The following is a 20,685-nucleotide window of genomic DNA, read 5'->3' as shown; positions in this document are numbered from 1 at the left end:
GCCTTTACAATTGGATAGAGTTCGCAACATTTTGTCCGGGAGCTGAGCTTTGAGCACCGCCGTCTTGCCCGCTGCCCCCCTGGTGGACACCCACGTCCACTTAAACTATCCCGACTTTGCAGAAGATCTGCCCCAGGTGGCCGAGCGCTGGCGCCAGGCCGGGATCCGGCAACTAGTACATTCCTGCGTCACGCCAGCGGAGTTTCCCCAGTTGCAGGCCATTGCCGACCAGTATCCCGAGGTGTTCTTGTCGGTGGGGCTGCATCCGCTTGAGGCGCGCCAGTGGCAGCCAGAGCTGGCCGAAAAGATTGCCCAGTTGGCCGCAGGCGACAGGCGGGTGGTGGCCATCGGGGAGACGGGCTTGGATTTTTACAAGTCCGACCCGTCAGATATCGAGCGGCAAAAAGAATCCTTCCGCGCCCACATTGCCATTGCCCAGGAGCAGGACCTAGCCCTGATTGTCCATTGCCGCGAGGCGGCAGCGGCCACCTATGAGATTCTCCAAGAGGCCATGGCCACAGGGGAATCGCTGCGGGTGGTGATGCACTGCTGGAGCGGATCCCCGGAGGAGACGCGGCTCTTTGTGGAGCTGGGCTGCTTTATTAGCTTTAGCGGCATCGTGACCTTTAAGAACGCGGAGACGGTGCGTCGCTCGGCCTTGGAGGTGCCCCTGTCCCAGCTTCTGGTGGAAACCGATTGCCCTTTCCTGGCCCCTACTCCCTTCCGCGGCAAACGCAACGAGCCAGCCCATGTGCAGCGGGTGGCCCAAACCTTGGCGGAGTTGTTGCAGATCCCCTTGGAGGATCTGGCCCAACAAACCAGCCAAAATGCTGCTCGCCTCTTCCGCCTTCCCCAGCAAGGCGACGGCAGAGGAGATCCTCCTGCTCTGAGGGCCGCCGGCAACCAGCCCAATCGCGAGGCGTGTGCAAACCGCTAGCGGCGCTTGGAGCGGCGAGCCTGACGTTCTGCCTCGTTGCGCCGCCGCCGATCCTGCCAGTCGATAAAGGTGATGTAGCCAACGCCCAAAGTTATGGCCGCTAGGAGCAAAAAGATGCCCCCATAGGCAAGGCGGAGAACCCAGGGCAAGGCAGTTTCCATAGGGCCAGAAACACCGAAGGATAGGGCTACATGCCGTTGCGGCCCCAAACCACAAAGGCAATCGAAAAGGCAAAGAAAGCAGCAACGGCAACCCAGCCAAAGGTGATGATGTCCATAGGTCTAGCCGAGCAAAGAGGGCTTATCGGGGTGATCCCATTTTAGGGGATGGGATCCCCACCGCCTCCACAATCAAGCCCGCCTGGGGAGGAGGTGCTAGAGCTCTTGCGCTCTTAGGGTTTGCACGCCTTGCCGCGACCAGGTCACTGCTCCAACGCGCTCGGCTAAGTAGAGAGGCCGCTGCCTCTGCCGAAACCAAGTAACCACTGCCTCGCCGGCGGAGCCAGAGCTGATGCCCGCCTGCACCTGAAAGCGCTCCAGCAAGTCCAGGATTAGGGATCCCCCATCCCACCACAGCCAGTCAATTTGGGCCGGCAGCAGGGGAGATCCGGTTAGCTCGGCCTGGACCTGGGTGCTGGCGGACCCCAAAAGCAGCCAGCGGGATCCTTCGGCCTCCAGGGTCAACACCAGGGGGTTGGTATGGACAGCCTGCAGCTTCAGCCGCTCGGAAAAAGGGATGCGGTCGGCGGGCCGCAAGACTTGATAGGGGATCCCGGCAGCTTGCACGGCACTGAGGGAGCGCAGGTAGCTTTCGGAAGCGGCGTTGATCCCGCCCCCGTCCCAGAAGTGCCCAATGGAGAAAGCCGAAAGCAGGATCTCCCAAGCGCCATTGGCAGAGCCCCTAGAGGTCATGGCTACCGCTCCCTCCAGACGGCGCAGGCCCTGCTGCCGCAGAAAAGGCAGCACCGTGCGCTCGGCCAGGCGGGGATCGCCGCTGTTGAGCAAGAGGTGGCGTCCTTCTGCCTGAATGACCAGAATGGGTATGGAGCCACTGGCCAAAGCGGTGATCTGAACTGGCGGCCCCGGCCACAACCTCGGCCCCAGCAGGATGGCGGCCATGATCAGGGCAGTGCCCTGCCAGCGGAAAGCCCGTCGCCACTGCGGCCAAAAGGTAAGGGCCACCAGCGCCCCGTAGAGGAGCAAACACTGGAGCAGCGAGGCCCTGCCGGTGTAGTAGGAACTTAAGGGCCAGCTGGCCATCCAGCTCACCCAGTTGATCAAGGGTGTGATCAAAAACGTCAAGGGCTGGGCCAGCAGGGATCCCAGCCCCGGCCAGAGCAAAGCCACAAAGGCCACCCCAAACCCGGCCACCAGCAGGGGCAGCAGCAGGATTAGCAGCAGCGGGTTGGCCAGCAGGGAATAGGTGGGGGTGCGGCCAAAGATGGCCACTTGCAGCGGCAAGGTCCAGATCTGGGCGGCCAGAGGAACAGCCAAGGCGGTAGCCACTGCTGGGGGCAAGAAGTCCAAACGGGAAACAATGGGAGCTGTCCCCACCAGCAGGCCCAAGGTGGCGGCAAAGCTGAGCTGAAACCCCAGGTCTGTAATCCACTGTGGCTGATAGAGCAACAGCAAAACCGCTGCCACCAGCAGCGTTCCCAGGGAGTTGAGCCTAACTTTTCCCTCCAGCCGCGGCTCCGTCAGCACCAGCATGGCCGCCACCCCCATCACTGCCGCCCGCAGCACCGAAGGGGTAAACCCTGTCAAGGTGAGGTAAACCCCCAAAACCGCCAGGAGGATCCCCTGCTGCAGGCGCACTGCCAGCCGCCGCGTTAGGACAAACACCACCCCCAGCGGCAACGACACGTGAAACCCAGAAGCGGCCAGAACATGGGCCATGCCGATTTCTCGGAAGGCATCTTGCAAGTCGAAATCCAGTTGGGCAGCCCGGGATCCCAGCACCAAGGAGGCCAAGAGGTTCCCCTGCCGATCCCCCAGACCGGCGACGAAGGCCTGCCGCACCCGCCGCCGCAACACCCAACCTCCCCAGACTTTTCCTCCCGGCTGCGGGATCACCTCGCGGGCGCTGAAGCCGGCAAAAGCTCCCTGGCGCTGCAGGTAGGCTTGAAAATCAAAGCTGCCCGGGTTCAAAGCCGGACTGGGAAGGTAGAGGGATCCCACCAGGCGCACCCGCTGGTTGGGATGGAGATCCCTGCCCTGGAGGGCTGCCGGGCTAGCAGTGACGTAGAGCTTGCCGCTCACCTGGCGGGCAATGGAGTCGGCCTCCAGCACCTGCTCCGCCTCGAGCCAAAACTGCTGCCGCTCGCCGCGGGTAGGACGGGGCTCCGAAAGGACGGTGCCCACCAGACTCACCTGCGCCTGCGGGGCTAGAAGGCTAATATCCGTCGGGCCGGGAACCGGCTGCCGCCAGCCCAGGTAGGCCCAAGCCAGGCAGCCCACCAGCCCCGCCGCCAGCCAGGTGCGCCCCAGGCGCGGCCGTTGCCGGTAGACCAGGGATCCCACTAACCCCAGCCCTAGAGGGATCCCCCACCCCCAGCCGCTCACTGCCGGCCAGGCCCGCAGCAACAGGCCTAGGATCCAGCCCAGCCCCAGCAGGTAGGTTCTCTCCATCTGCTCTCAGCGCGCTTGCCCCCACTGTACTCTCCTAGCCCAAGCGGGATCTATAGCCCTGTCTTAACCTGCCCTGCTGGCTACCCCCCCAGCTCAAGCTCGTTTGGCGACCTCTCTCGGTTCCTTGCCGGTCAACTTCCTGAATTGGGAAATAAAGATGGATGGCCCACCGGCTCTGCGCCGCGATATCCTAAGGATCGAACCACCAGCAGGGGGTGAGACTGCTCATGGACAGCACTTTGCTACAAGCAGCTCGCCAGATCTACCAGCTTCATCTTCAGCACCGCCCAGAGGTGGTGGAGCAGCCACCGCGGGGCGTGGTCATCCATCGCCGTACCCTGCGGGGCGACTTGATTTTCTCGGAGTTTCCCATTCTCTTGCCTCAGGAGACCTTTATTCCCTTGCAGCAGTTGGAGCCGCTGCGCTGAAGCCCTGCTCCCCTGCCCATCTGGAGGGTGTACGCCATACGATGGCAGAGTTAGTCTTTGTTGCCTGGGAACGGCGGTGAGGGCAGACTTCCTGGCCAGCGCCTGGGAACTGCGCCTGTTGGGTTGGGTGCTGGTGCTGATCCTAGGGGCCTGCGTGGGCAGCTTTATCAACGTGGTGGTCTACCGCCTGCCTCGGGGTCTCTCTCTACTCTATCCTGGCTCCCACTGTCCCCACTGCAAGACGCCCCTAGGGCCGACGGAGAACCTCCCCATCCTAGGCTGGTTCTTGCTGCGTGGTCGCTGCCGTCACTGCGGGAATCCCATCGCCTGGCGCTACCCTGCCGTCGAGGCCTTGACCATGGGTCTGTTTGGCCTCAGCGTTGGGGTTCTGGGATTTTCTCCCCGCGGGATCCTCACCTGCTTGTTGTTGGGCTGGCTGCTGGTGCTAGCCCTGGTTGACCTGGATACGTTTTTGCTACCAGAAGCGCTCACCCGCTCTGGCTTGCTGGCAGGGCTGCTGGCCCGCTTGGTGCTGCCTTGGCTAGAGGGATCCAGATCCCTGGCCGCTACAGGCTCGTCTTTGGTGGCTGGGATTGCAGGCGCGGTGCTGGGCATTTGGCTGGTGGAAGGCATTGGTTTGGTGGCCCGCCAAGTTTTGCGGCGGGAGGCCATGGGCGGAGGAGATGGCAAGTTGCTGGCCCTCATTGGCATGTGGCTGGGCTGGCAGGGGGTGGTCGTGACCCTCCTTTTGGGTTCCGCGTTGGGCTTGCTGGTTAGCTTATTGGCCATGGCCAGAGGACGAGCTCGCCTGGGCAAACCTGTTCCCTTTGGACCCTACCTGGCTCTAGGCGGGGCTACGGCTGCCTTGGCAGGATCCCCGTTGGTCGAAGCCTACTTGCGCTGGGTCAACCTGCTGGAGTAGACGCTATTCCTGCAGGCGGCAACTCCCTGGGGTAGCGACGGCTGGATCCACGCAAGGACTGGCGATGGCAAAACCCACAGACCAACCAACGCTCCAGCTCGGCAGCAGGGGTGGGGCAGCCGCAGGCAGGGCAGGGAAACAGGTTTTGCTGGGTTTGTTGCCGTTTTACTAGCCGAGCCCAGCGCTCGAAGGCAGCTTTGGCCTCTTCAGAAGAGGGAGATAAGCTGGAGCGGCGAGGGGTGGTAGGCCGCTTGGGAGTTGAGGATACAGGGGGAGGGGGGTAGAACTTGTCTACCAGTTCCGCATCGGAGGCAAAAGAGTTAGCCAAGCCCGACCTCGCATGCCAAGCGGCAGGGCTAAAGCGGATATCCGCGAGGGGAGGGTGGAGGCGGCTGTTAAGTTTCTTGAGAATCCGTTGGCGCTGGAAGGTGAGGTTCTGAGCCCAAGCAGGGGTAGAGGTGGCCACCTGCAGCACCTGGCGGCGCAGGTTGACCGGGTAGGTTTGCGCGGCTACCGCTTCTCCCACCACTTCCGGCCAGATCTGCCGCAGGGTCTGCATTTGGTTGAGCTCGGCCCAAAGGGGGTGGCCGCTGAAACTGGCCAACACACGCTCCAGGCTTTGCAGCATGGTGTCTCTCCCTAATCCTTGTCTTCCGAGAACTGGGCTGCTTCGCTGAGGGCCGACTGGATAGAAGCAGCGTCAGGCAGAGAACGGGATCCGCCGTTGGGGCTGAGGGAAACCAGTCCTTCCAAGCTGCGGATGTGGATGTCTTGCTGGGGGAAGGGGATGCGGATCCCACGCCGCCGAAACTCGGCCTCGATGGCGAAGTTGAGCTCGCTAGTCAAGACAAATTGGTCCTGAGGACGGTTGATCCACACCAACAGTTCAAAGTTAAGGGAAGAAGGCCCAAAAGATCTAAGCCACACCTGCGGGGGCGGGTTGGTCAGAACCCGCGGATTTCCCCTAGCAACGGCAAGTAGGGCTTCGGTAACCACCTTTGTGTCGGAGCCATAGGCTACGCCCACGGGAATGTGGATGCGGCAGCGGGGATCCCGGTAGCTCCAGTTCACCACCTTTGACTCGGTGAAGCGAGAGTTGGGCACAATGACAAAGATGCGATCCAAGGTGCGCAGGACAGTAGCCCGCGGGCCAATGTGCTCTACTGTGCCAAGCAAGTTGTCCACTTCGACTAGATCCCCAATCTGGATGGGACGCTCTAGGAGGATGGCGAGGTAGCTAAGGTAGTTGTTGGAAAGGTTTTGCAGGCCAAAGCCAATTCCTAAGCCCACCGCCCCTGCAATCACAGCCAAGGAGCTGAGGTTGAGGCCGCTAAAGGGCAGCACTAGCAGGATCCCCAATAGGGTGAGGACGTATTTGAAGATGGCCGCCGTCGACTCCTGGGTGCCCAAGTCCAGCCCAAGGCGACCCAAAAACCGCTGCTTTAAGCCAACGCTGATATAGTGGGCAACCGTAAAGACCAAAGTGGCCAGGACAAAGAAGACCAATAGGCTAGCAATGGAAACATTGGAATTGGGCAGCGGCTGGATGAGAACGCCTAGTGCTGTGTCCACCACCTGCCCCAAGCGCGCGTAAAAAGCCCGCTGAAAGGGCCGCAGGGCGGGTATGAAGCTAATGCTGCGGTCCAGCGAGATGCCGGCAATAAGCATTGCTCCTAGGCTGCGTAGCAGGGATCCTCCCATGTCGATCCAGCTTCCCCAACCTGGGTCAGCCCGGAGCTCTAGCCACCTCTGCAGGCGGACGAGGCTACGGTCGAACAGCCGCCAGAGAAAGAACCCCACAGCCACGCTGGCCAGCCCAGCCAAGGTAGTGAGTACTAGCACGCGCGGATCCCGCGTCCGCTGCAGATCCAGCCGATCCTGCCGGTACTCGGCGATGGCTTGTTCCAGCCGCCGTGCCCAACTGTTGGCCACTAGACGCACATCGTTGAGGCTTACCTGAGCCAGCGGCACCCTGCGCTCGGCAGCCGCATCGGCATAGGTGACGGTAAACAAGTACCGTTGGGTGGCCTCAAAGCGGCCTCTTTCTCCCAGCCGGAGAACGTACTGCCCATTGGCATCCTGAGCCACCCGCACCTCTGGCTCCGGCAACTGGCCCTCTTCCAAAAAGCGCTCGATGATTGCCCGCACATTATCAGCCCGCACGTCGCTGGGGTATTCTGCCGTTTGCAGGCGAAACACCGGGACTCCCCCCACTAGCACTGCTGTGCCCTCTTGGCCAGTCAACGGGATCCCCAGCGGGGTTGGGGAAGGAGCTCCCTCGGGGGCAACTCCAGGATCCCGCAGCTCAAGTGCCTGCGCCAGGCGGTTCTCAAAGGGGGCAGAGAGGGCAGGGGAAAGCCAGAGACCGATCCCCATCGTCAGCCCCAGCGCGAGTACAGCCCCCTTCAGCAAGAGGGAATCTTGAATGGCTCGGCGGAGACGAACACCCATGGTTTCAGGAATCCTGAGGAGGCTTGGTGGTATGCCCATGGTGGCACGAGCAAGTCCCGCGGCTGGGGAGGCAGGCTGGGAGCTTAGGCGCTCCAGGGGTGGCCCAAAAGCCGTTGGCGCAGCTTTTTAATTTGGTCGCGCAGCCGGGCAGCTTCTTCAAATTCCAAGTTTTTAGCTGCCGCTTTCATCTTTGCATCTAGCTCGCTAATGAGCTCTGGAATTTTGGATAGAGGGATCTCATCCAGCGCTGGCAAGGCTTTTTCCAGATCCTTGCCCTTGAGTTTGCGGGAGATGGATAAAAAAGACAAAATGGCATTGCTGTTTTTCTTAACGATGGGCTTAGGGGTGATGTTGTGTTGGCGATTGTATTCCAACTGAATTTGGCGGCGGCGCTGGGTTTCGGCAATCGCTCTTGCCATGCTGCCAGTCAGCGTGTCAGCATACATCACCACCATGCCGCGGACATGGCGCGCTGCCCGCCCAATCATCTGGATTAGGGATCGCTCCGCCCGCAAAAATCCCTCTTTATCTGCATCCAAAATGGCCACCAAGGAGACTTCCGGCAGATCCAACCCCTCCCGCAACAAATTGACCCCCACCAGGACATCAAAAGCCCCTTCCCGAAAATCTTGGAGGATCTCAATGCGCTCGATGGGGGTAATCTCAGAGTGCAAATAGCGAACCCGGATCCCGCGTTCCTGCAAGTACTCGGTGAGATCTTCAGCCATGCGTTTGGTAAGGGTGGTTACGATGACCCGTTCCGGGAAGCCCTGCTGCGAGCGCTCTAGGCGCAGGTAGATTTCTGAGAGCAGATCCTCCACTTGACCGGCTGTGGGGCGGACATGCACTTCTGGATCCACCACACCAGTGGGCCGAATAACTTGTTCTACAACCCGGCCTGTGCCCGGTATGTAGAACTTCAGGGGTTTGCCATTTTCCACCACGGTTTCAAACTGAGCTTCGCTTTGTTCCAATTCCCAGTTGCCAGGCGTGGCGGAAACAAAGATGCATTGGTGAACTTTGGCCCAAAATTCCTCGGCTTTGAGGGGGCGATTGTCAAGGGCGCTGGGCAGGCGAAAGCCGTGATCCACCAGCACCTGTTTGCGGGCGCGATCCCCATTGTACATGCCCCGGATTTGCGGCACGGTAACGTGGGATTCGTCCACCACCAAGAGCCAATCGTTGGCCTTGAAGTAGTCCACCAAGCAAGCAGGCGGCTCCCCCTCCTTGCGCCCCGTCAAATGCCGGGAGTAGTTTTCAATGCCGTTGCAGTAGCCCACCTCCCTCAGCATTTCCAAATCGGAGCGGGTGCGCTGCTCCAGCCGCTGAGCTTCTAAGAGCTTGCCCTGGCGGCGAAAGAGATCTAGCTGCTCTTCCAGCTCTTCCTCAATGCTGCGGATGGCCTGTTCTAGTCGCTCTTCGGGTGTTACAAAGTGGCGAGCTGGATAAACCCTGAGGGCGCTGACGCTGGTGAGGATCGCGCCTGTCACCGGGTCAAGGAGGCGAATGGCCTCGATCTCATCGCCAAAAAACTCAATGCGAATTACCCGATCCTCGTAGGCAGGCACAATTTCCAGCACATCCCCTTTGACGCGAAACCGCCCCCGCGCCAGTTCCAGATCATTGCGCTCGTACTGGATGCCGACCAGATCCCGCAAGACCTGCCGTTGGTCAATTCGTTGGCCCACTTTGAAGGGGATAGAAGCCTTTAGGTATTCCTCCGGCATGCCCAAGCCGTAGAGGCAGCTTACGGAAGCCACAACAATGACATCCCGCCGTTCAAAGAGGGAGCGGGTAGCCGAGTGCCGCAGCATGTCAATTTCTTCGTTAATGGAAGAAGACTTGGCGATGTAGGTGTCGGTGCTGGGCAAATAGGCTTCCGGTTGGTAGTAGTCGTAGTAGCTGATGAAATACTCGACAGCATTGTAGGGAAAAAGCTCGCGCAGCTCGTTGCACAGTTGTGCAGCCAAGGTTTTGTTGGGGGCCATCACCAGGGTTGGCCTGCCAATCTGCTGGATAGTATGGGCAATGGTAAAGGTTTTGCCAGTTCCGGTTGCCCCTAGCAGAGTTTGAAAGCGATGGCCCTCTAAAATAGACTGCACCAAGCCAGCAATTGCCTGAGGCTGATCCCCGGTGGGCTGGTAGGGGGAAACCAGTTGAAACTCAGACATAGGTCTAACCCTTTACAAGCTGTAGATTTGTCCATCTACCAGCAGATGAGTAATGCCTTTCTTTTGCAACTGCGAGCGCACAACTTCCAGAATGTAGCCGGGAAAGTGGATAACCCGGTAGGGCGGGTGGGTGTTGCTGCCTCGGCGGCTCATTTCGCAAAAGCGCCGGGCCACCTTGGGGTTGTCGAAAACGGGCAGCGTATTGGCATTCTCGATCCCTTCCAAGGATCCCAGCCCCAAAAATTCCTTGAGGGGGCGGGTGGCCAATTCTTGGTAGCGGTCCACCACCACGTAGCAGGTCTCGGGCAGCTCCAGCTCCTCCAGGGGAAGCACCTGAATTTGATGGACAGGCCCAGCGAGGGGATCTGGCTCTGCTTCAGCGTCCTCCGGAAGATCGTCACTGGTGTCTTCCTCCTCTTCCGCTTCATCGTCGTCTTCGTCTGCAGCCAGATCTTCCTGCAGCTCAGCTACTAGGTGGGCTGGCAGCGCTTCAGGGGGCAGTTCTACTCCTTCGCCCGCTTGATTAGAGGCGTCCTCTGGAGACAAAACCTGTTGTGGCTGGGGTATCTCTTCCTTGTCCCTGTCTTTGCGGCGGGCTGCTAAGCGTCTGAGCTGGATTAGCTGCTGGTACTCGTCAGGAGGGATATTTTCCTTGAGAACGCGGGTGATGGTGGCGAGGCTGACGCGGAATTGCTCCGCCAGTTCAGCAACAGTAGCTACCGAGTCGCGGTAGGCATTGACGATCTGCTGTTGTTCTTGCTTTGACAGTTTGCTGCGAGCCATCGCCATTCACCCCCTCCCAAAAGTTCTTATGGGCAGGTGGCGTTGACCGGCACACCCGCCTGAGGCCGACGGCCAGTGCTTCCCAGTCTAACCCCTTGCCACTCAAGACGCGGCTCCTTTTGAGCGAAAAGCGTGCCCATTCAAATGCAGGCCAGGGGAGCGAGCAGGCAAGGGGCATCAGGGGTGTAGAGCGGCAATCAAGTCCGCTTGGTTGAGCAGCAAGTCTGGTGGGCGGCAGTCCACAAGCGCTGGAAATTGGAGGAGCTCCTCAACCCTCTAGTCCTCGTTCGCGACAGCGGTGCGGCAGCGCTCCATCAGGTAGCAGAGGCAATCTTGGCGGATGATATGGCTATTGAGGGTGAGCATGGCTAGCACAAGAGGCACACGGGTGCGAATTTCCCCATCCTGGGCATAGAAAAAGCGCTCCGCCACATTTTGGCCTTGCTCATCTTGCACCTCCAGGTAGAAACCGTTGGTGGTCCATCCAATGCAGGTGTGGGGAGGTAACTCCCGAAAGTTAAGCAGATCCAAGTTGGGGGGGAAGCGCAGGTGTGGCTGGGATCCCTGCGGCTTGCTCTCTTCTTCCCCAAAGCTAAAGCTCACCTCTTCCGGGATCCTGACAATGGCGATGCTGTGAAAGAGGTCGATGTCTTGTCTAAGGACGGGGCGCTGCGGGATGGCCGAAAGATGAAGACAGGCTTGCAGAAATGCGTAGGCATGCTGGGTGCCGTAGGGCTGATCCGGCTTGCCGCACTCCAGGGTCACTGCCGGGCAGAAGCGCCCAAAGGCCATGCTCTGCACGCCTTCTGGCCGCCTGAAGTAGAGGACAGTGCGACCAAACAAGGTGGCCAGGTGCAAGGTGGAAGGATCTAGGTAATTGACACAGGCGTAATGGGGGTTGGTGCCCGTGTTGTTGTGGATGTCAACGCTGGCAAAGACGCCGCGTTGCCGCATCTGCCGCAAAACCGCCTCGGCCATGGCATGCTCGGGGGTGGAGCCGGGGCCCCAAATGCGGTTGTAGTCTGGCTGGCCGTCCAGGCGCCGCTGCCCATAGCGAGCAGCCCGTACATTGCCGATGAAGAGGGACAGGGAACGGGGCAGTTCTCGCTCGCGGTAGCAGCGCAGAAGCTGTCGCACTGCCTGCCAACCAGTGGTTTCGTTGCCGTGCAGCAGGACAGACACAAACAAGGGGGGATCCCGCCTTCCCCGCAGATGGATGAGGGTTGGCCCGCCCAAGCGGTCGTAGAGTTGATGGGCCTCTAGCTCCAGGAGTTGATCCGGCAGGTGGTCGAGAACGGTGAGCATGAGGGTTGGGCAAGCACTTCAACGCAAACTCTTGGCTGCTTAGGAGCAGAAATGAACAACTGGCTACCGTGCTGGTGGCTTGGGTCGTCGCCCTGCCCTTTGATTGGAGAAGGCATCTCCCCCCTTCCAAGCTGGGCAAGGGATCCATCTTGCCCAGGGGGATCCCCTGCCATACGGGGAGGGCGCTTTCCTAGTCGAGATCCCAAGTGTGTACCGGCTGACCTTGCCGCTGCCGTTCCCAGTAGGCACAGGTCAATTGTTGCATATCTTTACCATGCCGAGCCACGTAGCACCGCTGCCAGGTGGCCCCATTCTGCCCCAACTCGACGCGGGCACGGAGAATGCCCAGGTACTCCTGGATATCCTGGGAGGACAAGTTCAGTTGCGCCAATCCTTCCTCGGCCAAAGGAATTAGCTCTTCCAGCAGCAATTGGCGCAGGGATCCCTGCCACCCCTTGAGCCAGGTGATGGGGGCCTCGAGGCCGAAGCGGGCCGCCGCGTAGAAATTGGCGCGGCACTGGGCAAAGCTCAGCTCCTGCTCCGGGGGAAGGGGTCGGGATCCCAGAGCTTGCACCAGGCCAAAGTAGAAGGCGGCATTGGCGATCATGTCGGGTAGAGTGGGACCTGCTGCAGCCACCCGCTGTTCAATGCGCAGATGGGGATAGGGATCCACCCCCACCAGAGGGCGGTTCCAGCGCCAGATGGTGCCGTTGTGCAAGCGCAGATGGGCTAGCTCAGTAGGAGGTGAGGCCAGCCTCTGCGGCAACACCACCGGATAGCAGCGTAGATTTTCCCAGAACAACTCCATCAGGGACTCTTGCACATAGCCTTGCCCAAAGGTGACGCGAGGTTGGTGGGTGGGGGCAAGGGGGGGTGGGCCATCCAACGCCTGCTCAAACACAGGGATGCGGGTTTCCGCCCATAGGTCGTGCCCGAACAGATAGGGAGAATTGGCCGCCAGCGCTACCAAGGGGGCCGACACGAGCAGGGAAGCGTTGAAGTAACGGGCCGCTTGGTGGGGGGCCACCTGCAGATGGATTTGAAAAGAGGTGGTGGCTGCCTCCAGCATGACGTTTGGGTGGGTGACCCGCAACCGCCCAGCCGGTCCTTCGATATCTAGCCCCAGGGGCGGGATCCTGGAGGGTTGCTCGCGCCGGTGCAGGTTCAGGATCTGCTCGTTGAGGGCCAGGTAGCGCTTGCGAGGCGAGATCATCTCCAAAGTGAGCTGCTGCTGCTGCAGCGTGGGCAAAATGCCGATCGTCATCAGCCCCGCCTGCAGTTGCTCGGCCACTCGGCAGCAGTGATCCCAGGTCTGCGCCAGCTCTTGCTGCAACTGCCGCAGAGCCGAGCCGACCAAAACCTGGGGCCGACTGTTGATCTCGATGTTGAAGCGGGCCAGTTCCGGCACCACCAGCGGATTGTTCACGGCCTCCAGGTAGGCTGAGTTTATCGGGGCCGGATCTCCCTGAGGGGTCACCAGCCATGCCTCCAGCTCAAACCCGCCCACCGGGGATCCCTGGGCAAAGGGCTGACAAGCCGGATCCAGCCCCGGCGCACCGGCCAACCAGCGCTCGAGCAACTTCGTCTCTTGCTGGAGCCGAGCTGCAAACTGAGCAAAGTCTGCAGTACCAAAACGGAGGCAGGTGATCTCCTGGCCCATGGGAACAACTCCGCAGCTTTTGGGAATGAGGTTAATCGCTGTTGCCGGGATCTCGACACCCCTAGCTTTACTTAGCCCGCAGTGATGGATACATCTTCAATGCGCAGGGCGGGAAAGGCAGCCGTGCCGTTGAAGACAGTTACTTCCTGGGAGATGGCAGAGATATTGCGCAAACAGTCGTAGAGGTTGCCGGCAATGGTGGTCTCCAGGATGGGGCGTTTTTCGCCGCCTTTGACCAAGAAGCCCCCCTTTACTACCCCAGAGAAATCTCCTGTGATGGGGTTGCTGCTGCCAGAAAGCCGGGTGACGATGATGCCCCGCTCCATCGCGTACAACTCCGCCAGGGGCGTTGTCCCTGGAGCCAAGCTCAGACAGGCCGGCCCCACTCCTGGCAAGCTGCCCGCTCCGCCTGTGGCATGGCCATTGGAGGGAACGCCGGCAGCCCGGCCCTCGTAGCTGTTGTACATGAAGTTGCAGAGGATCCCTTCGTGGATTAGGGGGGTAACTTGGCGGGGGATCCCCTCGCGGTCAAAGGGCTCAATGGGGTAGCCAGGCAAGCCCAGGCCTTCCGAAACCAGCGTCAACAGAGGGCTGGCGATGAGGGATCCCATCTTCTGCGCCAGGGGGCTTTTGCCTTTGCGCACTGCATCCGCCCCCAGCACAAAGAGGAGATCCCCCAGGAAGTCCTCCACCACATCTGGAGGGAGAATGATAGGGCCGCGAAAGCTCTCCCCTTCGGTAGCCCCCAGCGCCCCCACGCACTTTTGCACAAAGCGATCAAAAGCTCGCTCTAGGGCCGGCACCAGATCCGCCCGCTTCTGGACGCTGTCGCCGTCGTAGGCAAAGCTGCCTACCTCATCCCCATCGATGGCCATGCCAAATAGGGATCCGCCCGCCTCAACGCTGTGGTAGTTGGCGCGAATGCCGGTGGAAGAAGCAATGGCCACGGTATCCTCTTCCACGCTGAAGGAGCCGCTGTCGATGGTGATGCGCGGGTCTTTGGAGCGCACCCACTCCACCAGTTGGGATCCCAGTTGCGTCAGCTCGGCAGCATCCAGCTCCAGCAGGCCTGGGTCAAGGGCAAAGGGCACCTGGGGCAGAGGCTGGGGATCCGGCAGGCCGTTGAGGGGATCCGCCGGCGAAGCCTTGGCCATGGCCACCGCCTCAGCTGCTGTTTCGGCCAGATCTTCTGGGCGGTTGGAGGTGGCAAAGCCCAGCCTGCCGCCGCAGAGAACCCGAATGCCAAACAGGGTTTCACAGCTAGTGCGAACCAGGTTGAGGTCATTTTTCTCAAAAGTGACTTCCGTCTCGCGGCCTGAGTTGGCAAACACCTCGGCTTGGTCAGCGCCGGCAGCCAAGGCCTTTTGCACACCCTGTTCGCAGAGATCTAGCAAGTTTTCGGGGGAAATAACAGAGCCGGGCATGGCTGAGAGGGGCAAGAGAACAGTTCTATTATCAACCTAGGGCCAAGATCTCGCTCAGGAGCAGGAGACAAGCCCTCCCTCAGGCGGCGGCCCCTACTCCAGCGGCTGATCCGAAAAAAGCAGGGGAGCGATATTGGCCGCCTGGTTGAGCGGGATCTCGTCGTGGATGGCGTACTGGTAAAACTGGTCTATGCGCCGGCACAGGCCCTCTGGGGTTAAGGCCTGCACGTTGGAGCTGATGATGTAGCTCTGGGCAGGAGAGGTTCGGAACGCCTGAAAGGCTTTGCGACAAAACGCCTGCTTGGCTTCGGGATCGGCCTGGCGCCACTCCGGCCCCGTTAGTTTGCCAGATAGTCCTGGCTCAGTTGCTGCCCAAGCGCTGGACGCGACCCAGGGCAGTCCCGTGCCCAAAACCAGACACGCCAGGAGGAGCAATAGAAGTCTCGCTTTCAGAAGCACCTGCTGCCAAAAGAGCCACAGCGGTTGCCCATGTTGCACCATCGTTGGATAGGCTAGGGGGTAAATTGGAATGCCAGAGCACTTCTAGCCATCCTACCGCTCCTCGCTCGCCCCCAGGCAGCGGTAGGGTAGCAGCCAGTCCTCAACCCATGGCCCGTAGCAGACCCCGCCGAAAGCAGCGCTTTCCCCACCTCCTCGGCTCCAAGTGGACTTCGGTTCAGCCTGTGCTGGGCTGGCGACATTTTCAGGTTACCGCTCGCCAAGAGGGGGAAGGGGGGGTAGTGTTTGCCGAGCTCAAGGCCGTCTGCGATCCCCAGGTGCGCCTCTGGGTCAACGCGGCCACCCTGAAGAACCGGGATCTTTGGCAGCCGGGCTGGACGCCTCTCGAAGACGGGATCCCCTGTGGGCGGCAGGATCCCCTTCTGGACAGGGCTGGGGGATAGTTTCTCTCAAGCTGGGGCTCAGGGATCGATTAGGATCATCTCTCTAGTGTGGTGTTTTAATTCGGAAGCTTGAGGAGAAGAAAGCGAGATGGCCAGATGTGACGTTTGCGGAAAAGATCTTAGCTACAGCGATTATCAGTGGGCCAAGCGCTGCGCCAATCCCTACGGGAAGTCTCACCTCATCTGCTTCGACTGCTACAGTGGTTCGTCTTGTCCCATCTGCTATTCCCCTCTGGAGCCGGCAGAATAGAAAGAGGCGTTCTCAAAAGCTGCTTGTCGGTTACTCGACTTCCATCCCCCTAGCTCCTCGGAGGGGGCGATGGTCGAAAAGGGTCTCGATGGTTTTCCCAAGGGAGCCGGAAAAGTGCGCATTGGCCAGGGCTACGACATCCACCGCCTCGTCGAGGGGCGCCCCCTGATCCTGGGCGGGATCCGGATCCCTTACGAAAAGGGGCTATTGGGCCATAGCGACGCCGATGTCCTCACCCATGCCATCATGGACGCCCTCCTGGGAGCCGCCGCTCTGCGGGATATCGGCTACTACTTTCCCCCTGAAGAAGAGCGTTGGAAAGGGGCAGATAGCATCCTTTTACTACAGCAAGTGGTGCAGCTGGTGGGCCAAGAGGGCTGGTGCGTTGCCAATGTAGACAGTGTGGTGGTGGCGGAGCAGCCCAAGCTCAAGCCTCACATCCCTGCCATGCAGGCTCGTCTAGCCGAGGCTATGCAAATATCGCCCAAGCAGGTAGGGATCAAGGCCACCACCAACGAAAAACTGGGTCCTGTAGGTCAGGGGGAGGCTATGGCTGCCTTTGCTGTAGCCTTGCTGGTGGAACGCTGAGGGCATTCCTACCTCACCGTCAACTCCACATCCCCTGTGCTTCTCAGGACGTTGATCCCCACCCCTCCTGCCTGGAGATACAGGCCAATGTCCAGGGATCCGCGCCCCACCTGAATGTTTTCGAGGGTAACATGGGGCAGCCACGGGGGCAGGGTGGGCTGAGTCAGGTGCACCCGCTGGGCCAAGCCGTCGATCTCCAGGCCTAGGCAGGCCTGCAGCAGCAGGAACACGCTGGCCGCCGCCCAAGACTGGGGCAGACAGGCCACCGGATAAAGGGTGGGGCCTTCCCGCTGGCGCCGCCGAAAGCCACAGAACAGCTCCGGCAGCCGCCGCAGCTCTAGAAACTGGCTGGCATCGAACAAGGCTGTCAACACCTGGGCCGCCTCCGCCTTATAGCCATAGCGGGAGAGCCCCGCCGCAATTAGGGCATTGTCGTGGGGCCAAATGGAGCCGTTGTGGTAGGACATGGGATTGTAGCGCCCTTCCCCTTCCGCCAGGGTGCGGATCCCCCAGCCGCTAAAAAAAGCCGGCTCCAAGAGTTGCCGGGCAATGCGCTCGGCATGCTGCGGGTGAGCGATCCCGGAAAACAGGCAGTGGCCCATGTTGGAGCTGCGCACGCGACAGGGTTGCTTGCGCCCGTCCAAAGCCAGGACGTAGCCGCCCAGCTCTTCACACCAAAACTGCTCCCAAAACCGCTGCTGCAGCTTTTCTGCTTGCTGCCGCAGTTGCGCCGCCTGCTCTTGCCGCCCCAATAGCTCTGCCATCTCCGCTGCCAACAGCTTGGCCTCGTAGGCGTAGCCCTGCACCTCGCACAGGGCTATGGGTGGTTCCGCTAGGGATCCGTCGGCATAGAAGATGGCGTCTTCCGAATCTTTCCAGCCCTGATTGCGCAAGCCCCGTCGCGCCTTGCTGGCATACTCCAAGAAGCCGTCGCCGTCCAGATCCCCGTAGGTGTCCATCCAGCTTAGGGCTGCTTCGATGTTGGGCCACAACTGCCGCAACAGCTCGAGGTCGCCGCTGCGGCGCACATAGCGCCCTGCTAGCACCACAAACAGCGGCGTTGAGTCGATGCTGCCGAAATAATTGCCAAAGGGGATCTCGCGCGTCTTGGCCATCTCGCTGTAGCGCTGCTCGTGCAAGATCTTGCCCGGCTCGGCATCGCGGCTGGGATCTACCTCCTGGGCCTGGTGGGCTGCCAGGTACAGCAGCACTCCCCGCGCCAAATCGGGAAACCACCAAAGGGTGGCTAGGGCAGTGATCAGCGCGTCGCGGCCAAAGACTGTGGCAAACCAAGGTACGCCAGCGTGGGGATAGAGCCCATAGGGAGTGCGGGCCAGCATCATCACCAGGTCGTCCCGCGAGGCGTTGAGCCACTCGTTAAACTGAGCGTTGCCAGTGTCGATGCGGTGGGCCAAAGCTCTTAGCGCCGCCCGCTGCTCCCGTTCTGCCTGCAGTGCCTCCTGGTAGGTCAGGGGCGGGATCTCCTCGCCGCCATAGCTGCAGACTACCCTTACTTCTAGATCCCGCTCCTCCTGAGGTGCCAGCGGCACCCACCACTGCGCTAGCTTTTCCGAAACCACGTCCGGAGGAGGGGAAAATAGGAGCCGCGTCTGCCGCTCCACTCCGTCTAGGCCGCGGTAGCGCAAAGTTACCCCCTCCGGCGTCACCTGGGCCGGCAGCAGTTGCCCCCGCTGCGCCCGCCGGATGCCGCGAATCTCAAACATGTCGGCAAAGTCGGCCTCAAAGCGCAGGGTAAGCGGCACGCGGAGCGTCTCCAAACCGTAGTTGTGAATGCGAATGCGCTCATAGGCCACGTTGTTCCACAAGAAAGTGGTGCGCAAGACGTGTAGCGTCTCTTGTTCAATGAACTGCCCCTCCGAGGTGGTGAACTCGGGGTTGGTGAGATCCAACGCCAGAATGTCCTTGTCTTCCCGCACCTCTGAGCTGAGCAGCAGAAACTGCTTCCCCTGCAAGTCCAAGACCAGCCGAGATAAAAAGCGGGTGTCATCGCGAAACAGGCCGTGATCCCCGATGCCGAGGGGGCGCATGTTTCCCAGGCGGTCAAAAACAGCAAAGCAGTTGTCCTGCTTGAGGACGTGGGGACGCGCCTCCACCAGCGAAGCGCTGGCGCGGATGTAGTACTGATCCTGAATCTGGATGATGTCTTCGGCCATCTCGGTCTTCGCACCCAACCAAAGCAGCAAAACAGCAGCCTCGCAGCTAGCTCAAGCTTTAACTGGGCAGAGTTGACAGGCCAGGGGTGGCTTTCTTCGAGCGCTCCTGCCGCTCGTTCACCAACTGGTTGTAGAGGGCCTCGTATTCCGACACCATCCTCTCGACGCTAAACCGCTCCTCAAACACCTGCCGCACCCCAGCTCGGTCAAGGGATCCCACCTTTTCCAAGGCCTCCACTGCCTCTTCCACGGAGTCAACAATAAAGCCGGAGCGGCTGTCGGCCATCACCTCGGGCACCGAGCCAAAGCGAGTAGCAATCACCGGCGTGCCACAGGCCATGGCTTCAATCATCACCAGCCCAAAGGGCTCCGGCCAGCGGATGGGAAACAGCACCGCGTAGGCCTTGCCTAAGAACTCGTTTTTCTCTTGGTCAGTGATTTCCCCAATGATCTCCACATTGGGATGGCGGCTAGCCAGAGGCTTAATTTCTAGCTCGTAGTACTGGCGATCCACCGCGTCGATCTTGATAGCAGCCTTCAGCGGCATCCCTGCCCGCGTGGCAATTTCAATGGCCGTGTCCAACCCTTTTTCCGGCGAGACCCGGCCCAGAAAGGCCAGGTAATCCCCCTTTTCTGGGTAGAAACGGTGGAGATCCAGGGGTAAGCCATGGTAGACCGTCCCTACCCAGCGCGCCTGGGGCAGCGGCCGCCGCTGAGCATTAGAGATGGAGACCACCGGAATGTCCTGAAACTCGCTGTAGAGAGGCTGCAGCTCCGGAATGTCCAGTCGCCCGTGTAGAGTGGCCAAAAAAGAAACTTGAGGGTGGCGGCGGGCCAGGGCGTAGGGATAGTAGTCGATGTGGCCATGGATAATGTCAAACTCGTTGGCCATCTGAAAGGCCTTCTCCACCATCAAGATGTGGGGAGCCACCGTATCAATGGCCGTGGGATCCAAGCGCAAAGCCCGCTCCCGGAAAGGGATCAAGCGAGCCTGGGTCTGAGAGTCGCCGCTAGCAAATAGAGTCACCTCGTGCCCGCGCCGCACTAGCTCTTCAGTTAACCACGAGACCACCCGCTCGGTGCCGCCGTAGAGCTTGGGGGGTACACTTTCGTGCAAGGGGGCAATTTGGGCAATGCGCATCGTTATCCTCCAAACCAAATTGGTAGCCGTTCGGGATTGTTGGTTGCGCCGAGCTAAAGGCGCTTCTCAGGTGCTGACCCCGGCAGCCCAGCCCTGTTACAGCTGGTTGCAGGATTTTCTTACAACCCCTTGGCTAAAGCCGGATGATAAAAAAAGAGGGAGCCAGCTAGATCCAGCCTATGGGCTAGCTGGCTGGCTTTGTTGCGTTGGCTGGTGAGAAAATAGCCCATCCTCCAAGCCTAGCCGATTTCCAGCACGAATACAATCGCCTCATGGGCCGGCTATTTCTGCCGCGGCAAACAGAGGCAGAGTACCAAGCCCAAATTTTGGGTCGGCCTGCCTAAGGGATCCCACCATGCCCTACATGGTTATCTACGACGGCCTCTGCAACCTCTGTGCCACCGGCGTTCAGCTCTTGGAGCAACTGGATCGCGGACGGCAGTTTTGCTATGCCCCCATGCAAGATGCTTCTACCCTGGCCCAATGGGGGATCCCACCGGAGCAGGTGGAGCTGGGGATGATTCTCATCGATCTGGAGCACCCAGAGCGCCGCTGGCAGGGATCCGCTGCCATTGAACAAATTGCCGCCCTTTTGCCGGGTGGGGAGCTGTGGCTGGCTTTTTACCGCAACTTCCCCGGCTTGAAGCTTCTAGGGGATCGAGGCTACGAACAGATCCGGGATCACCGCTACGAGTGGTTTGGCCGCCGTAACACCCCATACCTATGCGCCCTTCTGGCGGCAGGGCATAGGGATCCGCAGCAGAAGGTTAATGCCTGTGCACTCCAAGTCCTCCATGACCACCGTCGCTGTGCTTTTTTGAGCGCCCTTTGGGTATACTTGAGACTAGACTCAAGGTTTGCCTTTGAGTTTCCCTGGGGTGAGCTAGGCAGCTCTTGCTAAGGACGTTGACCCTAGCAAGTT

General features: G+C 60.4%; 20 protein-coding genes. 7 read left to right on the top strand and 13 right to left on the bottom strand.

Going from position 1 to position 20,685, the window contains the following annotated elements; all coding sequences use genetic code 11:
* Positions 1 to 49: 49 nt before the first annotated feature.
* Positions 50 to 937, top strand: coding sequence for a TatD family hydrolase (locus NW833_RS01145; RefSeq protein ID WP_414411268.1), 888 nt, complete (start codon positions 50 to 52; stop codon positions 935 to 937).
* On the opposite strand, the gene NW833_RS01140 is transcribed toward NW833_RS01145, so the two are convergent.
* From NW833_RS01140 to NW833_RS01130, 3 genes are all read right to left on the bottom strand, one after another.
* On the bottom strand, positions 934 to 1,098 hold the full coding sequence (locus tag NW833_RS01140) for a hypothetical protein (RefSeq protein ID WP_414411267.1): 165 nt from the start codon (positions 1,096 to 1,098) through the stop codon (positions 934 to 936). The genes NW833_RS01145 and NW833_RS01140 overlap by 4 nt on opposite strands.
* A gap of 26 nt (positions 1,099 to 1,124) precedes the next feature.
* The gene (locus NW833_RS01135; protein WP_414404797.1) at positions 1,125 to 1,214 is read right to left on the bottom strand and encodes a cytochrome b6-f complex subunit PetN; all 90 of its coding nucleotides are present in this window, start codon (positions 1,212 to 1,214) and stop codon (positions 1,125 to 1,127) included.
* 97 nt (positions 1,215 to 1,311) lie between these two features.
* Positions 1,312 to 3,564, bottom strand: a complete 2,253-nt coding sequence (locus NW833_RS01130) for a ComEC/Rec2 family competence protein (RefSeq protein ID WP_414411266.1) — start codon at positions 3,562 to 3,564, stop codon at positions 1,312 to 1,314.
* A gap of 227 nt (positions 3,565 to 3,791) precedes the next feature.
* Between NW833_RS01130 and NW833_RS01125 the strand changes: the two genes are divergently transcribed.
* Together NW833_RS01125 and NW833_RS01120 are read left to right on the top strand one after the other, a co-directional pair.
* Entirely contained in the window at positions 3,792 to 3,992 is a 201-nt protein-coding gene (locus NW833_RS01125) for a hypothetical protein (protein ID WP_414394303.1), read from the top strand.
* A 76-nt stretch (positions 3,993 to 4,068) separates the two neighbouring features.
* Positions 4,069 to 4,914: a prepilin peptidase gene (locus tag NW833_RS01120; RefSeq protein WP_414411265.1), complete on the top strand. Its 846-nt coding sequence runs from the start codon at positions 4,069 to 4,071 to the stop codon at positions 4,912 to 4,914.
* On the opposite strand, the gene NW833_RS01115 is transcribed toward NW833_RS01120, so the two are convergent.
* From NW833_RS01115 to NW833_RS01080, 8 genes are all read right to left on the bottom strand, one after another.
* Complete coding sequence (locus NW833_RS01115) at positions 4,898 to 5,542, bottom strand: DUF721 domain-containing protein (RefSeq protein ID WP_414394307.1); 645 nt, start codon at positions 5,540 to 5,542, stop codon at positions 4,898 to 4,900. The two genes, NW833_RS01120 and NW833_RS01115, sit on opposite strands and share 17 nt — an antisense overlap.
* A gap of 11 nt (positions 5,543 to 5,553) precedes the next feature.
* Complete coding sequence (locus NW833_RS01110; RefSeq protein ID WP_414411264.1) at positions 5,554 to 7,365, bottom strand: mechanosensitive ion channel family protein; 1,812 nt, start codon at positions 7,363 to 7,365, stop codon at positions 5,554 to 5,556.
* Positions 7,366 to 7,448: 83 nt separating this feature from the next.
* A complete protein-coding gene (gene uvrB, locus NW833_RS01105) occupies positions 7,449 to 9,536 on the bottom strand; it encodes an excinuclease ABC subunit UvrB (protein ID WP_414411263.1) in 2,088 nt (695 codons plus the stop codon).
* Between the two features lie 12 nt (positions 9,537 to 9,548).
* On the bottom strand, positions 9,549 to 10,319 hold the full coding sequence (locus tag NW833_RS01100) for a hypothetical protein (protein ID WP_414411262.1): 771 nt from the start codon (positions 10,317 to 10,319) through the stop codon (positions 9,549 to 9,551).
* Between the two features lie 276 nt (positions 10,320 to 10,595).
* Entirely contained in the window at positions 10,596 to 11,624 is a 1,029-nt protein-coding gene (locus NW833_RS01095; RefSeq protein ID WP_414411261.1) for a M14 family metallopeptidase, read from the bottom strand.
* A gap of 190 nt (positions 11,625 to 11,814) precedes the next feature.
* Positions 11,815 to 13,284, bottom strand: coding sequence for a glutamate-cysteine ligase family protein (locus NW833_RS01090; protein ID WP_414411260.1), 1,470 nt, complete (start codon positions 13,282 to 13,284; stop codon positions 11,815 to 11,817).
* A 71-nt stretch (positions 13,285 to 13,355) separates the two neighbouring features.
* Positions 13,356 to 14,708 (bottom strand): TldD/PmbA family protein, encoded by a 1,353-nt coding sequence (locus NW833_RS01085; protein WP_414411259.1) that lies wholly within the window; start codon positions 14,706 to 14,708, stop codon positions 13,356 to 13,358.
* 93 nt (positions 14,709 to 14,801) lie between these two features.
* On the bottom strand, positions 14,802 to 15,119 hold the full coding sequence (locus NW833_RS01080) for a hypothetical protein (RefSeq protein WP_414411258.1): 318 nt from the start codon (positions 15,117 to 15,119) through the stop codon (positions 14,802 to 14,804).
* 197 nt (positions 15,120 to 15,316) lie between these two features.
* Between NW833_RS01080 and NW833_RS01075 the strand changes: the two genes are divergently transcribed.
* Both NW833_RS01075 and ispF read left to right on the top strand, forming a co-directional pair.
* On the top strand, positions 15,317 to 15,610 hold the full coding sequence (locus NW833_RS01075; RefSeq protein ID WP_414404787.1) for a TIGR02450 family Trp-rich protein: 294 nt from the start codon (positions 15,317 to 15,319) through the stop codon (positions 15,608 to 15,610).
* Positions 15,611 to 15,974: 364 nt separating this feature from the next.
* On the top strand, positions 15,975 to 16,448 hold the full coding sequence (gene ispF / locus NW833_RS01070; protein WP_414394413.1) for a 2-C-methyl-D-erythritol 2,4-cyclodiphosphate synthase: 474 nt from the start codon (positions 15,975 to 15,977) through the stop codon (positions 16,446 to 16,448).
* A gap of 8 nt (positions 16,449 to 16,456) precedes the next feature.
* Here ispF and NW833_RS01065 read toward each other — a convergent pair whose 3' ends face one another.
* Positions 16,457 to 18,640, bottom strand: coding sequence for a glycogen debranching N-terminal domain-containing protein (locus NW833_RS01065; RefSeq protein WP_414411257.1), 2,184 nt, complete (start codon positions 18,638 to 18,640; stop codon positions 16,457 to 16,459).
* A gap of 40 nt (positions 18,641 to 18,680) precedes the next feature.
* A complete protein-coding gene (locus NW833_RS01060; RefSeq protein ID WP_414411256.1) occupies positions 18,681 to 19,763 on the bottom strand; it encodes a glycosyltransferase family 4 protein in 1,083 nt (360 codons plus the stop codon).
* 206 nt (positions 19,764 to 19,969) lie between these two features.
* Between NW833_RS01060 and NW833_RS01055 the strand changes: the two genes are divergently transcribed.
* Both NW833_RS01055 and NW833_RS01050 read left to right on the top strand, forming a co-directional pair.
* Complete coding sequence (locus NW833_RS01055; RefSeq protein WP_414411255.1) at positions 19,970 to 20,107, top strand: hypothetical protein; 138 nt, start codon at positions 19,970 to 19,972, stop codon at positions 20,105 to 20,107.
* An 11-nt stretch (positions 20,108 to 20,118) separates the two neighbouring features.
* A complete protein-coding gene (locus tag NW833_RS01050; RefSeq protein WP_414411254.1) occupies positions 20,119 to 20,664 on the top strand; it encodes a thiol-disulfide oxidoreductase DCC family protein in 546 nt (181 codons plus the stop codon).
* Positions 20,665 to 20,685 lie beyond the last annotated feature (21 nt).

This window comes from Synechococcus sp. O70.1 (assembly GCF_047462215.1).
Taxonomy (GTDB): domain Bacteria; phylum Cyanobacteriota; class Cyanobacteriia; order Thermostichales; family Thermostichaceae; genus Thermostichus.
Note: the sequence above shows the minus strand (reverse complement) of the source record. Positions and strands in the feature narration are given on the sequence as shown.